Source organism: Citreicella sp. C3M06, from assembly GCF_018860705.1.
In the GTDB taxonomy this organism is placed as follows: domain Bacteria; phylum Pseudomonadota; class Alphaproteobacteria; order Rhodobacterales; family Rhodobacteraceae; genus Salipiger.
In genome coordinates, this window is the sequence record NZ_JAHKQA010000082.1 from 13357 (window position 1) to 26473 (window position 13117).

13 protein-coding genes are annotated in these 13117 nt (G+C 64.6%); 11 read left to right on the plus strand and 2 right to left on the minus strand.

Annotated elements, in window-relative coordinates:
- The first annotated feature begins 66 nt into the window (after positions 1–66).
- The 5 genes from purC (at position 67) to KO516_RS19930 (ending at position 5340) form a co-directional block, all read left to right on the plus strand.
- Entirely contained in the window at positions 67–828 is a 762-nt protein-coding gene (purC, locus tag KO516_RS19910) for a phosphoribosylaminoimidazolesuccinocarboxamide synthase (RefSeq protein ID WP_216005544.1), read from the plus strand.
- Positions 829–915: 87 nt separating this feature from the next.
- Positions 916–1146, plus strand: coding sequence for a phosphoribosylformylglycinamidine synthase subunit PurS (gene purS / locus KO516_RS19915; protein ID WP_216005545.1), 231 nt, complete (start codon positions 916–918; stop codon positions 1144–1146).
- A gap of 346 nt (positions 1147–1492) precedes the next feature.
- Positions 1493–2161, plus strand: a complete 669-nt coding sequence (gene purQ, locus KO516_RS19920; RefSeq protein WP_216005546.1) for a phosphoribosylformylglycinamidine synthase subunit PurQ — start codon at positions 1493–1495, stop codon at positions 2159–2161.
- A gap of 37 nt (positions 2162–2198) precedes the next feature.
- Positions 2199–3965 (plus strand): ATP-binding protein, encoded by a 1767-nt coding sequence (locus KO516_RS19925; RefSeq protein WP_216005547.1) that lies wholly within the window; start codon positions 2199–2201, stop codon positions 3963–3965.
- Between the two features lie 40 nt (positions 3966–4005).
- Positions 4006–5340, plus strand: a complete 1335-nt coding sequence (locus tag KO516_RS19930; protein ID WP_216005548.1) for a sigma-54 dependent transcriptional regulator — start codon at positions 4006–4008, stop codon at positions 5338–5340.
- A 228-nt stretch (positions 5341–5568) separates the two neighbouring features.
- Here KO516_RS19930 and KO516_RS19935 read toward each other — a convergent pair whose 3' ends face one another.
- Complete coding sequence (locus KO516_RS19935) at positions 5569–6570, minus strand: Fe(3+) ABC transporter substrate-binding protein (protein WP_216005549.1); 1002 nt, start codon at positions 6568–6570, stop codon at positions 5569–5571.
- An 82-nt stretch (positions 6571–6652) separates the two neighbouring features.
- Complete coding sequence (gene mazG / locus KO516_RS19940; RefSeq protein ID WP_216005550.1) at positions 6653–7465, minus strand: nucleoside triphosphate pyrophosphohydrolase; 813 nt, start codon at positions 7463–7465, stop codon at positions 6653–6655.
- Between the two features lie 63 nt (positions 7466–7528).
- Between mazG and KO516_RS19945 the strand changes: the two genes are divergently transcribed.
- From KO516_RS19945 to KO516_RS19970, 6 genes are all read left to right on the plus strand, one after another.
- Entirely contained in the window at positions 7529–8689 is a 1161-nt protein-coding gene (locus KO516_RS19945; RefSeq protein WP_216005551.1) for a M20 aminoacylase family protein, read from the plus strand.
- A 39-nt stretch (positions 8690–8728) separates the two neighbouring features.
- Positions 8729–9697: an agmatinase gene (gene speB, locus KO516_RS19950; protein WP_216005552.1), complete on the plus strand. Its 969-nt coding sequence runs from the start codon at positions 8729–8731 to the stop codon at positions 9695–9697.
- Positions 9698–9804: 107 nt separating this feature from the next.
- A complete protein-coding gene (locus KO516_RS19955) occupies positions 9805–10215 on the plus strand; it encodes a DUF1499 domain-containing protein (protein WP_216005553.1) in 411 nt (136 codons plus the stop codon).
- Between the two features lie 44 nt (positions 10216–10259).
- Positions 10260–11309, plus strand: a complete 1050-nt coding sequence (gene prfA, locus KO516_RS19960) for a peptide chain release factor 1 (RefSeq protein WP_216005554.1) — start codon at positions 10260–10262, stop codon at positions 11307–11309.
- Positions 11306–12178, plus strand: coding sequence for a peptide chain release factor N(5)-glutamine methyltransferase (gene prmC / locus KO516_RS19965; protein WP_216005555.1), 873 nt, complete (start codon positions 11306–11308; stop codon positions 12176–12178). The genes prfA and prmC overlap by 4 nt, the downstream gene beginning before the upstream one ends.
- A gap of 203 nt (positions 12179–12381) precedes the next feature.
- Positions 12382–13059: a DUF4167 domain-containing protein gene (locus KO516_RS19970; protein ID WP_216005556.1), complete on the plus strand. Its 678-nt coding sequence runs from the start codon at positions 12382–12384 to the stop codon at positions 13057–13059.
- Positions 13060–13117 lie beyond the last annotated feature (58 nt).

Consider the following 13117-nt stretch of genomic DNA (forward strand, 5'->3'; position numbering starts at 1 on the left):
GCATGATTTATAGGGCCTCGCAGGACGCAACGTGTTTTCGCTGCCGGTCCCCCTGAAAGGAGTCCCATGGCACGCCGCAAGAAGATCTACGAAGGCAAGGCAAAGATCCTTTATGAAGGCCCCGAGCCGGGGACCATCGTTCAGTATTTCAAGGACGACGCAACCGCTTTCAACGCCCAGAAAAAGGACGTGATTGAAGGCAAGGGTGTGCTGAACAACCGCCTGTCTGAATTCTTCATGACCGGGCTGAACAACATCGGCGTGCCGACCCACTTCCTCAAGCGCCTGAATATGCGCGAACAGTTGGTGCGCGCCTGCGAGATCATCCCGCTCGAGATCATCGTGCGCAACTTTGCCGCTGGCTCGCTTGCCTCGCGGCTGGGTCTCGAAGAAGGCACGCCGCTGCCCCGTCCGATCGTGGAATACTGCTACAAGGACGACAAGCTGGGCGACCCGCTGGTCACCGAAGAGCACATCGCCGCCTTTGGCTGGGCCAGCCAGCAGGATATGGACGACATTCTCAGCCTGTCGCTGCGGGTGAACGATTACCTGTCCGGGCTGATGTATGGCGTTGGCATCAAGCTGGTCGATTTCAAGATCGAAATCGGCCGCGTCTATGATGGCGATTTCCAGCGGCTGATCGTGGCAGACGAGATCTCACCCGATTCGATGCGCCTGTGGGACATCGAAACCGGCAAGAAGCTCGACAAGGATGTGTTTCGCCGCGATCTGGGCTCGCTGACCGATGCCTATACCGAAGTGGCGCAGCGCCTTGGCGTGATGCCGCGTCAGGCAACCCATGTCAGCAAGCCCACGCTGATCAACTGATCAAGGCGGCGCCCATGGCGGGCGTCACCTGCAAATTTCTGGAAAGATGAAAGGCATGTGCCTTTCGCAAGCGATGGAGAGAGTGCCATGAAGGCTCGGGTTCACGTGATGCTCAAGGATGGCGTTCTCGATCCGCAGGGCGAAGCAGTGCGTCATGCGCTGCTGGGTCTGGGGTTCGACAAGGTTGGCGGTGTGCGTCAGGGCAAGGTGATCGAACTCGATCTGGCCGAGGGCACGACCGAGGCCGATGTCACCGAAATGTGCGAAAAGCTGCTCGCCAATACGGTGATCGAAAGCTACGCCATCGAACTGGCCTGAGACGCTGACGTCTTCGGAACAGACAGCGAAATGAACGGCTCTGGACGCCCCGAAAGGTTTCTTTCGGGGCGTTTTGGCATGGCGTGAGCAACTTGGCGTTCTGACGCCGCGCTGGCCTTGGGGCGCGTATCTGGGCCATGCGCTGGCAGGGATTTCGCGCGCAGCGAATTGCCCGGCGCAAGACGGCGGCGAGCGGATTGATGTTCGTGGCAAAGACGGCTAAGGGATTCCAAGGCCGCACAGGACGCCGCGCCGCGTTCCCGGCCTGCGCAGGTTTCGCGGCGGTGGGTCGCGCGCCGCGTTCAGAACAGCAACCGGGCCGCCTGTCGGCCAGTGGAGACCGCCCATGAAAGCTGCCGTCATTGTCTTCCCCGGGTCCAACTGCGACCGCGATCTAGCAATGGGATTCCGCCAGGCGGGGCTCGATGTTCAGATGGTGTGGCACAAGGACACGGCGCTGCCGCAAGGCATCGACATCGTGGGCATTCCGGGCGGGTTCTCGTTCGGCGATTACCTGCGCTGCGGCGCCATCGCGGCAAACTCGCCGATCTGTCAGGAAGTCAAGGCGCATGCCGAGCGCGGCGGATATGTCTTTGGCGTGTGCAACGGCTTTCAGGTGCTGACCGAAACCCGCATTCTGCCGGGCGCACTGCTGCGCAACGCCGGGCTGAAATACATCTGCCGCACCGTCGGGCTGTCGGTTGCGGAAAGCCAGTCGGTGTTTACCCGAGCCTATGAGACTGGCGAACAGATTCAGGTTCCGATCGCCCATCACGATGGCAATTACACCGCCGATGCCAAGACGCTGGATTTGCTGGAAGGCGAGGGGCGCGTTGCCTTCCGCTACACCGACAATCCGAACGGGTCGGATCGCGATATCGCGGGCATCCTGTCGGAAAACCGCCGGGTGCTGGGGATGATGCCGCATCCCGAACGGGCCTGCGACCCGCTGCAGGGCAACACCGATGGTGCGCGCCTTTTCGCCCATCTGACCACAGAGCTTGCCAGCGCATGACTTGAGGCCGCCGCCCGCGCAGCGTAATCTGCGCGGCATGGCCAACAGGACACGGGATCAGATCTTGCGACCACGACGACAGGGCCCGCTTGGCTGGCGGGTACGGATTGCGCTTGTGGTTCTGGTGGTTTTCGCTGTGGCGACGATCTGGGTCACCAACCTGACGCTGACCGACCGGTTCACCGAATCCACCCGCAACCGGTCCGAATTGCGGCTGGCGCTGTATTCCGGCAACCTGTTGTCGGAACTGCGCCGCAACGCCATCGTGCCGCAGCTGCTAGCGCGGGATCCGGCGCTGATCGGGGCGCTCAATTCCTCTGATTTCAGCCAGTCCACCCAGAGGCTGATCTCGTATATCGACGAGATCGGCGCGGCATCGCTGATGCTGCTTGACCGCGACGGGCGCACGGTGGCCGCGACCGACCGCAACCGGCTGGGCGAACAGCACCGCAACCTGCCGCATTTTGTCGATGCGCTGCGCTCGAACACCACGGTGTTCACCACGCAGGCGCGCGAGGCGGGGGGCTACAGCTTTACCTACAGCCGCCGCGTCGAAAGCATGAACAGCACCGTCGGGGTGATCGTCGTCGAGGTGGATCTTGCCAAGTTCGAACGCGCTTGGGCGGGGATTTCCGACGCGGTGGCGGTGCTCGACAGTTCTGGCACCATCGTGCTGGCGACCGAACCGCGCTGGCGCGGCCGCACCATGGACGAGGCGCTGGAACGTCAATCTCCCGAAAGCGCCATCGAACGCGCGATAAAGGCCACCGCCGACTGGACGGCGCTGCCGCCCGATGCCTATCTGCGCGGCGAAGCGGTGATGCGCGTCGACGGGCGCATCCCGTTCCGCGGCTGGACCATGTCGACCTTCACCACCTATTCCTCGGTGCGCGAGCGGGTCAACGCGGTGCTTGCGCTGGAAATCATGGGCTTTGCGCTGCTGGCGGCCTTGGCATTTTACGCGCTCAGCCGCCGCACGGCGCTGCGCATGGCGCTGTTCCAGCGTGAATCGCTTGAACTGCGCCGCCTGAACGCACGGCTTCAACGGGAAATCGCCGAGCGCGAGAAGGTGCAGCAAAGCCTCGCCTCGGCAGAGCAGACGCTGGAACAAAGCTCCAAGCTGGCCGCGCTTGGCGAGATGTCGGCGGCTGTCAGCCATGAGCTGAACCAGCCGCTGGCGGCGATGAAGACCTATCTGGCGGGGGCGCGGCTGCTGCTGCGTCGCAACCGCCCCGACGAGGCGATGACCGCCTTTCACCGCATCGACGATCTGATCGAACGCATGGGGGCGATCACCCGGCAGCTGAAATCCTATGCCCGCAAGGGGCAGGACGGGCTAACCCCGGTCGATATGGCCGGGGCGCTGGCCTCGGCGATGTCGATGATGGAACCGCAGCTCAAGGCGCGCCGGATGCGGATCTCGAAGATCCTGCCGGTGGAGTCCGTGCGGGTCATGGGCGATCAGATGCGCATCGAACAGGTTCTGGTGAACCTCTTGCGCAATGCCATCGACGCCACCAAATCCGAAGCACAGCCCGAGATCGAGATCATTCTTGCGGGCGGCGAAACGGCGGTGCTCTCGGTGCGCGACAATGGACACGGGATCGAGGATTTCGACAAGCTCTTCGAACCCTTCTACACCACGAAACAACCCGGCGACGGCACCGGCCTTGGCCTTGCGATCAGCTCGGGGATCGTCGCGGATCTGGGCGGCCGGCTCACGGCGCGGAACGGATCCGAAGGCGGTGCGGTTTTCGAAATGCAACTTCCCATCCTGAACGACGGGGCCCAGGCGGCGGAATGAGCCGCCCCCCGCAACAGGCAGAGAAAGGCGACGACGCAGAATGACCAAGGCCATGAAGATTGCCATCGTCGATGACGAAAAGGACATGCGACAGTCGATCAGCCAGTGGCTGGCGCTGTCGGGCTATGACACCGAAACCTTTGCCAGCGCCGAGGAAGCGCTTGGCGCGCTGGGGTCGGATTATCCGGGAATCGTGATTTCCGATATCAAGATGCCCGGAATGGATGGCATCCAGTTCCTGCGCAAGCTGATGGGCAGTGACAGCGCGCTGCCGGTGATCATGATCACCGGCCACGGCGATGTGCCGATGGCGGTCGAGGCCATGCGCATCGGCGCTTTCGATTTCCTTGAAAAGCCGTTCAACCCGGACCGCATGTCGGAACTGGCGAAAAAGGCGACCAATGCGCGGCGGCTGACGCTCGACAACCGTGCCCTGCGGCGCGAATTGTCCGACGGCAGCCAGATGATGAGCAAGCTGATCGGGCAAAGCGGCGCGATGGAGCGGCTGCGCGAGGATGTGCTCGACCTTGGGCAGGCGGATGGCCACGTGCTGATCGAGGGCGAAACCGGCACCGGCAAGACCCTGATCGCCCATGCGCTGCACGCGGTGGGCAGCCGGGCGGGCAAGAAATTCGTGCTGATCTCCTGCGCGGCGATGGACGAGGACGCGCTGACGCGCCGCCTCTTCGGGCCGATGCAGGACGATGACAGCCGCCTTCCGGCGATGGAAGAGGCGCGCAATGGCACGCTGGTGCTAGAGGATATCGAATCGCTGTCCGACAGCGCGCAGGCGCGGCTGCTCTCGGCGATCAACGATCAGGGCACGCCGCCCGAAACCCGCATCGTGGCGATCTGCAATCTTCAGGACGAGGGGCGCACCTGCGAAAACGCCCTGCGCCCGGATCTGTATTTCCGCCTTGCGGCGCTGAAGATCACCGTGCCGCCGCTGCGGGCGCGCGGCGAGGACATCCTGACGTTGTTCACCCGGTTCACCGAAGGCTATTCCGACGAATACGGCTGCGACGCGCCGCAGGTCAGCGCGCAGGAGGCGGCGCAGCTGCTTCAGGCGCCTTGGCCGGGCAACGTGCGCCAGCTGATCAATCTGGCCGAGCGCGCGGTGCTGCAATCGCGGCGCGGGCAGGGCACCATTGCCTCGCTGCTGATGAACGATCACGACGACATGCAGCCGGTGATGACCATCGAGGGCAAGCCGCTCAAGGAATATGTCGAGGCCTTTGAACGGATGCTGATCGACAACACCATGCGGCGGCACAAGGGCTCGATCTCGGCGGTGATGGATGAATTGTGCCTGCCGCGCCGGACGCTCAACGAGAAGATGGCGAAATACGCGCTGCAGCGGGCCGATTACCTGTGATCCGGGGCCGGGCGCGCGGCGCCCGGCTTTGCAGACGACGGCAAGATGGGGCGAGCCCGCCCGGTTCGGCCCGGATAAGCTGTCGGCGGCGCACTCCATCATCAAAACAGCGGCGGCGGCGCATGTCGCACCGCCGCCGAAAATCGGTCTTAACGCTTTCGCCGTGGGGCGGTGGCGCGGACAGTCCTCAGACTGCCGACGCCGGTCCGCCCATTCGCGACGGGATCGTCAGCCGTCGTAATCAACCTCTTCGATGAGGCGCAGCGCGTCGGCCCGACGATCGGCCAGCGCCATCAGGTTGACCGGGTCGGCCTCATAGCTGCCCCAGCTTTTCACCAGATCATCCGCTTCGGAGCCCGGCGCAACGGGGTATTCAAAGTTGGCGTGGGCATAGATCTCCTGCGCCTCGGGCGAGGTCAGGAATTCCATCATCTTCAGGGCGTTGTCGCGATTGGGCGCGGATTTGGTCATCGCAACGCCCGAGATGTTCTCGTGGGTGCCGCCATCCTCGAAGACGGGGAACAGCACGTTGACCGCCTCGGCCCATTCCTTCTGCTCGTCATCGGACAGCATCTGGCCCATGTAATAGGTGTTGCCAAGCGCGATGTCGCATTCGCCGGACCAGATCGCTTTGACCTGCGCCCGGTCATTGCCTTGCGGCTTGCGGGCGAGGTTCGCCTTCAGCCCTTCGAGCCATGCCTTGGTGGTCTCTTCGTCGTGATGGTAGAGATGCGCGGCCGCCAGAGCGACGTTATACGGGTGGGTGCCGGACCGGGTGCACAGCCGTCCGCGCCACTTCGGATCGGCGAGATCCTCATAGCTCGTCACCTCGGAAGGATCGACGCGATCCTTGCTGGCATAGACGATGCGGGCGCGGGTGGTCAGGCCCCACCAGCTGCCATCGGGGGCGTGATACTGCGCCGGAACATTGGCTTCGAGCACCGGGCTGGTGACCGGCTGGGTGACACCAGCGTGGACGATCGCCGCCAGTCGCGACACGTCGACCGTGAACACCAGATCCGCCGGCGAGCGATCGCCCTCGGCCTGAAGCCGTTCGACCATGCCGTCGCTCAGATAGGCGACGTTGACCTCGATGCCGGTCGCCTTGGTGAAGGCCTCGGTCAGCGGTGCAAGCAGTTCAGGCTGGCGGTAGGAATACAGGTTCACCTCAGCGGCCAGCGCAGGCTGGGCCGCCGCAAGCAGGGCGATGACGGGGAGGGCTTTTTGCATCGAGTCGACTCCGGGTCTGCGTAAAAACATGGCACGGTTAAAGCCTGACAAAAAAGATCGGGTCAAGTCGTGTCGTGAAAAATCACAGCTTCGCGCTTTTCTCAAGCCGCTTGGCGGCGTCCCACAACCCATCCATTTCCGCCAGCGTGCTGTCCTCGGGGCGGCGCCCCTCGGCGGCCAGCGCGGCTTCGATATGACCAAAGCGGCGGGTGAATTTGGCATTGGCGGCGCGCAGGGCTGCCTCGGGGTCGATGTCGAGATGGCGGGCAAGGTTGGCCATCACGAACAGCAGATCGCCGAATTCCTCGGCGCGGTGGTCGGGATCGGTGGCCTCGCGCAGCTCTTGCGCCTCTTCAATCACCTTGTCGATGACCTCGTCGGTGGACGGCCAGTCGAACCCGACCCGCGCCGCGCGCTTTTGCAGCTTCACCGCGCGCAGCAGGGCCGGAAGCCCCATCGCCACCCCGTCAAGCACGCCGCGTTCCGCCTTGGCGGCGCGCTCGGCGGCTTTGATGGTTTCCCAGTCGGCGGTCTGCTGCTCGGGGGTCTTGTCGTTGGATTCCTCGCCAAAGACATGCGGATGGCGTGCCACCATCTTGTCGGACATGGTGTTGGCCACGTCGTCGATATCAAACAATCCGCGCTCTGTGGCCATTTGGGCATGGAACACCGACTGGAACAGCAGATCGCCCAATTCGCCCTTCAGCTCGTCCCAAGCTTCGCGCTCGATGGCATCGGCGACCTCATAGGCCTCTTCGATGGTATATGGCGCGATGCTGGCGAAATCCTGCTCTAGATCCCACGGGCAACCAGTCTGCGGGTCGCGCAGCCGCCGCATGATTTCAACCAGCCGCGGCATGCCGCCCTTTGGATCGTGAACCAGATCGTCGCTCATGGACTTCCCCCGTGTTTCGGTATTGTGTTCAGTCCTGCGTCACGACAGCCACGGAGTCCACCCATGCCCATCATCAACCGCATCGCCGAATATGCCGCCGAGATGACGGGCTGGCGGCAGCACCTGCACCGCAACCCCGAGCTGAGCCTCGATTGCCATGAAACCGCGCGCTTCGTGGTGAGCAAGCTGCGCGAGTTCGGCATTTCGCACATTCACGAAGGCATCGCGCAAAGCGGTGTCGTGGCGATCATCGACGGGCAGGGCGCGGGGCCGGTGACCGGCCTGCGCGCCGATATGGATGCGCTGCCCATGGAGGAGGAAACCGGCGCGGATTATCGCTCGCAGGTGCCAGGCAAGATGCATGCCTGCGGCCATGACGGCCACACCGCTATGCTGCTGGGCGCGGCGAAATACCTTGCCGAAACGCGCCGCTTCAGCGGCAAGGTGGCGCTGATCTTTCAGCCCGCCGAGGAAACCATCGGCGGCGGGCGCATCATGGTCGAAGAGGGCATCATGGAGCGTTTCGGCATCGAAGAGGTCTATGCGCTGCACACCGATCCGGCGCGCCCGCTGGGCTGTTTCTCGACCCGGCCCGGCCCGTTGATGGCGGCGGTCGACGATTTCGAACTGGTGTTGACCGGGCGCGGCGGCCATGCGGCGCATCCGGATGCCTGCATCGACCCGGTGCCCTGCGCGCTGGCCATCGGGCAGGCGTTGCAGACGGTGGTTTCGCGCAACACCGACCCGCTGCAATCCTTGGTGGTGTCGCTGACGGTGATCCAGACCGGCTCTGCCAGCAATGTCATTCCTGAAACCGCGCGGCTGGCCGGCACCGTGCGCAGCTTTGATCCGGCCATTCGCGACATGGCCGAACGCCGCATCCGCGAGATCGTCGACGGGCAGGCGCAAGCCTATGGTGTGAGCGCGCAGCTCGATTATCTGCGCAGCTACCCGCCAACCATCAACCACGCGGCGCAGACCCGCTTTGCCGCCGATGTTGCGCGGGAAATCTCGCCCGATGTGACCGAAGAGGCGGTGCCCTCGATGGGGGCCGAGGATTTCTCGTATATGCTCGAGGCGCGCCCCGGTGCGTTCCTGTATCTCGGTCAGGGCGTCGGCCCGTTCTGTCATCACCCGAAGTTCGATTTCAACGACGAGGCCGCGCCGATGGGCGCCAGCTTCTTTGCGCGGCTGATCGAAACGCGCCAGCCGTTGAACGTTTGAAAACCCAGCAAGACCAAAGACCTGAAAGGACAAGCTGATATGGCACTCGAAGACGCCAAGACCCAGATCGACCATGCTTTCACCCGCGACGACCTCAAGGGGCCAAGCTTCGAGAACGTGTTTGGTGGCGCCATGTCCTTTTTGCGGCGCAAATACACCAAGGATCTGCAAGGCGTCGATGTGGCGGTGACCGGCGTGCCCTTCGATCAGGCGGTGACCAATCGCACCGGCACGCGGCTGGGCCCGCGGGCGATCCGCGAGGCATCACTGCTGCAACCTTGCGATGCGCCATATGGCTGGGGCTATGACGTTCTGTCGGAATTCGCGATTGCCGATTACGGCGATCTTGCCTTTGATTACGCCAATGTACCGGCTTTTCCTGAAACGTTGTATGAACACGTGGCCGGCATTCTCGACGCCGGGGCGGCCTGCATCACGCTGGGCGGCGATCATTCGATCACCCTGCCGATACTCAAGGCACATGCCGAGAAATACGGCCCGTTGAGCGTGATTCAGGTCGATGCCCATAGCGACACATGGGCCGATGACGATTTCTCGCGGATCGACCATGGCACGTTCATGTATAAGGCGGTGAAGCTGGGCTACGTCGACCCGACACGCTCGGTGCAGATCGGCATTCGCACCGACAATCCCGACACGCTGGGCTTTCACATTCTGGATGCCCGCGAGGTGCACCGCGAGGGCCCCGAGACCATCGCCGCCCGCGTGCGCGACATTGTCGAGCGCCACCCGGTCTACCTGACCTTCGATATCGACGGGCTGGACCCGGCCTTTGCCCCCGGCACCGGCACACCGGTCTGGGGCGGGCTGAGCAGCCATCAGGCCGCGGTGATGTTGCGCGAGCTGGCGGGGATCAACCTCAAGGGCGGCGACGTGGTCGAGGTCTCTCCGCCGTTCGACACCACCGGCGCCACGGCGATCGCGGCGGCGCATGTGGCGACAGAGCTGCTCTGCCTCTGGGGTTGGACCCGTCGCAGCGCGGGCTGACACTTTTAGGCGATTTGTCGCGGATCAGAGTGGATCGGCCTTTTCCTGCCACCGGGAATCGTGAAAACAGGGGGCAGCCCGCGTCGACCTGTTGAAAGGAATGCCCTTTGCGGATCATCTTCTGGCTCGTGTTGCTTGCCATCATCGGCGGACTTGCGTGGATCAGGCTTGCCCCGTCGGACCCGGCGGTCTGGCATGTCGATCCGCAGGTTACCGCCGATCAGGATCTGGCCTCTGGGGTGCGTCGCCGCCTACCGGGCTCCGAGACGACCTTGCGCGCGCTGCACGGCATCATCCTGCAAACCCCGCGCACCGAAGTGGTGGCGGGCGATCCGTCAGAGGGGCGGGTGACCTATGTCACCCGCTCGCTGTGGATGGGCTTTCCCGATTACACCACGATCCAGCTCGAAGACGGCTCGGTCGAGATCTACGCCCGGCTGCGCTTTGGCCAGTCCGATCAGGGGGTGAACCGGGCGCGGGTGCTTGGCTGGATGAACGCGCTGAACGCGCAGGACTGATCGCGCCCCTTGACCGCCCCTCGGGGATCGGGAAAAGAGGGCGCATGATCCCCTCAGACCGCCTTCGGCAAATCCAGGACCGTTTCGAATATCTCGAGGCCCGCATGGCACAGGGCGGCGGCGATATTGCCGCGCTTGGCCGCGAATATGCCGAGCTGCGCCCGGTGGTCGCGCAGATCGCCGAATGGGACCGGCTTCAGGCCGATCTGACCGAAGCGCAGGCCATGCTGTCCGATCCCGAAATGAAGGCGCTGGCCGAAGAAGAGCTGCCCAGCCTGCGCGCCCGTCTGCCTGAGGCGGAAAAGGCGCTGCAACTGGCGCTGCTGCCGCGCGATGCCGCCGATGGACGCCCGGCGATCCTTGAAATCCGCCCCGGCACCGGCGGCGAAGAAGCGGCGCTGTTCGCGGGCGATCTGGCGCGAATGTACCAGCGCTATTGCGACACGCGCGGCTGGCGCTGGGAAGTGATCGAGGAAGCCCCGACCGAGCTTGGCGGCCTGCGGGAACTGGTGGTGCGCATCGAGGGCGAGGGCGTGTTCGCCCGGCTCAAGTACGAATCCGGCGTGCATCGGGTGCAGCGCGTGCCCGAAACCGAATCCGGCGGGCGCATTCATACCTCGGCGGCGACGGTGGCGGTACTGCCCGAGGCCGAGGCCGTGGATATCGACATCGCGCCCGGCGACATCCGCATCGACACCATGCGCAGCTCTGGCGCAGGCGGGCAGCACGTCAACACCACCGATTCCGCCGTGCGCATCACCCATATCCCGACGGGCATCGTGGTCACGAGCTCGGAGAAATCCCAGCACCGCAACCGCGAGATCGCGATGAACGTGCTGCGCGCCCGGCTGTTCGACGCCGAGCGGCAAAAGGCGGCCGACTCGCGCGCCTCGGATCGCAAATCGCAGGTTGGCAGCGGCGATCGCTCGGAGCGCATCCGCACCTACAATTTTCCGCAGGGCCGGATGACCGATCACCGCATCGGGCTGACGCTGTATCGGCTCGAGGCGATTCTGGGCGGCGATCTCGACGAGATCGTTGATGCGCTGACCGCCGATGCGCAGGCGGCGCTGCTGGCCGAGATGGGCGCGTGACCGGATCGCAGCTGCTGGCCGCCGGGGCGCGCATCCTGACAGAGGCCGGGATCCCCGACGCGGGCCGCGATGCGCGCCGCCTGCTGGCCCATGCGCTTGGCGTCACTGCGGGGCGGCTGACGCTGTTCCTGCCCGATCCGGTCGAGGACGCGCGCGCGAGCGCCTTCGATGCGCTGATCCACCGGCGCGCCGCGCGCGAGCCGGTGTCGCATCTGATAGGGGTGCGCAATTTCTATGGCCGCGAGTTCCGTGTCACCAAGGATGTGCTCGACCCGCGCCCCGAAACCGAGATCCTGATCGAAGCGGCGCTGTCTGCCCCATTCGCAACGGTGCTCGACCTTGGCACCGGCTCTGGCTGCATTCTTCTGACGCTGCTGGCCGAGCGCCCCGCCGCCACCGGGCTTGGCACCGATCTGTCGCAGGCGGCGCTGGATGTGGCGGCGAGCAATCGCACCGCGCTGGCGCTTGAGCCGCGCGCGGCGCTGGCGCAGGGCAGCTGGTACGAGGCGCTGGGGCATGCGCCGCGCTTTGATCTCATCGTGTCGAACCCGCCTTACATCGCGCTGGACGAGATGCCGTTGCTGACACCCGAACTCACCCACGAGCCGCGCCTTGCGCTGACCGACGAGGCCGACGGGCTGACCGCCTATCGCGCCATCGCCGCCGGCGTGCTGCGGCATCTTGCCCCACAAGGGCGGTTGATGGTCGAGATCGGCCCCACGCAGGGCGCCGCCGTGTCGGCGCTGTTGCGGGCACAGGGGCTGGCCGATATCGCGGTGATCGCCGATCTTGACGGGCGCGACCGGGTGGTTTTGGGACGTTTGCCGGGGCCGCAGGCGGCGCAATCTGCGGATTTTCGGACGAATTGATTGGAATTGCTTGGGCCTCGCACGATTTTCGCTTGTTTGTGGTCCCCACAATGAGTAGCTAAGAGGGGTCGGAGCGGTGGATGCCAAGCAGGCGGTCCCGCTCGACATCAACCCCAAATTGGTTGTGACCAGACATCCACAGGCGCCCGAGGGTGCTGTCAGGTCACAGGGACGATCAGACACAAGGCTGATAGCACAGTACAATGCGATCCTCTAAATCCCGATCGCGGTCGAAGAACAACCGCAACCGCAATTCGTCGGTAGGCAACGTCGTCAACCGTGTGTTCGACAGCAGTGGCCCCGATGGCAAGGTGCGCGGCACGCCGCAGCAGATCATCGACAAGTACAACCAGCTTGCGCGCGATGCGTCGCTTGGCAATGATCGCGTGGCCGCCGAAAACTTTCAGCAGCACGCCGAGCATTACATGCGCATGCTCTCGGAGGCGCAGCGCGAAACCGAACAGCGCCGCGAGCAGCAGGAGCGCGAGAACCGCGAGCGTCAGGCGCAGCAAGAACGCGAAAATCGCGAGCGCCAGTCGCAGCGCGACAAGGAACGCGACACGCGCGAGCAGCAGCGCGGCGAAGCCGACGCCGATCAGCCCGCTGCGGAACAGCCGGTGGCCGACGCGCCTGCTGCCAAGCCGGTGGCCGACAGCGCCCCTATGGCGGAAAACGCGCCGCAGCCCGATGTGATCGACATGGGTGAGAGCGCTGAAAGCGGTCTGGTCGAGACGCCGGAAAACCGCGAGGCACCGGCGCCCGCGCCTGCCGCCGAGGAAAAGCCCAAGAGGCCGCGCCGCCCGCGCAAAAAGCCCGAGCCGCGCAAAAAGCCCGAGGATGCCGCGCCCAGCGATACCCCGGCCTCTGGCGCAGCGGAATAACACCGCGCCAGTCTCACGCTACACAGCACCACGCCCTTCGGGGCGTGGTGTTTGCGTT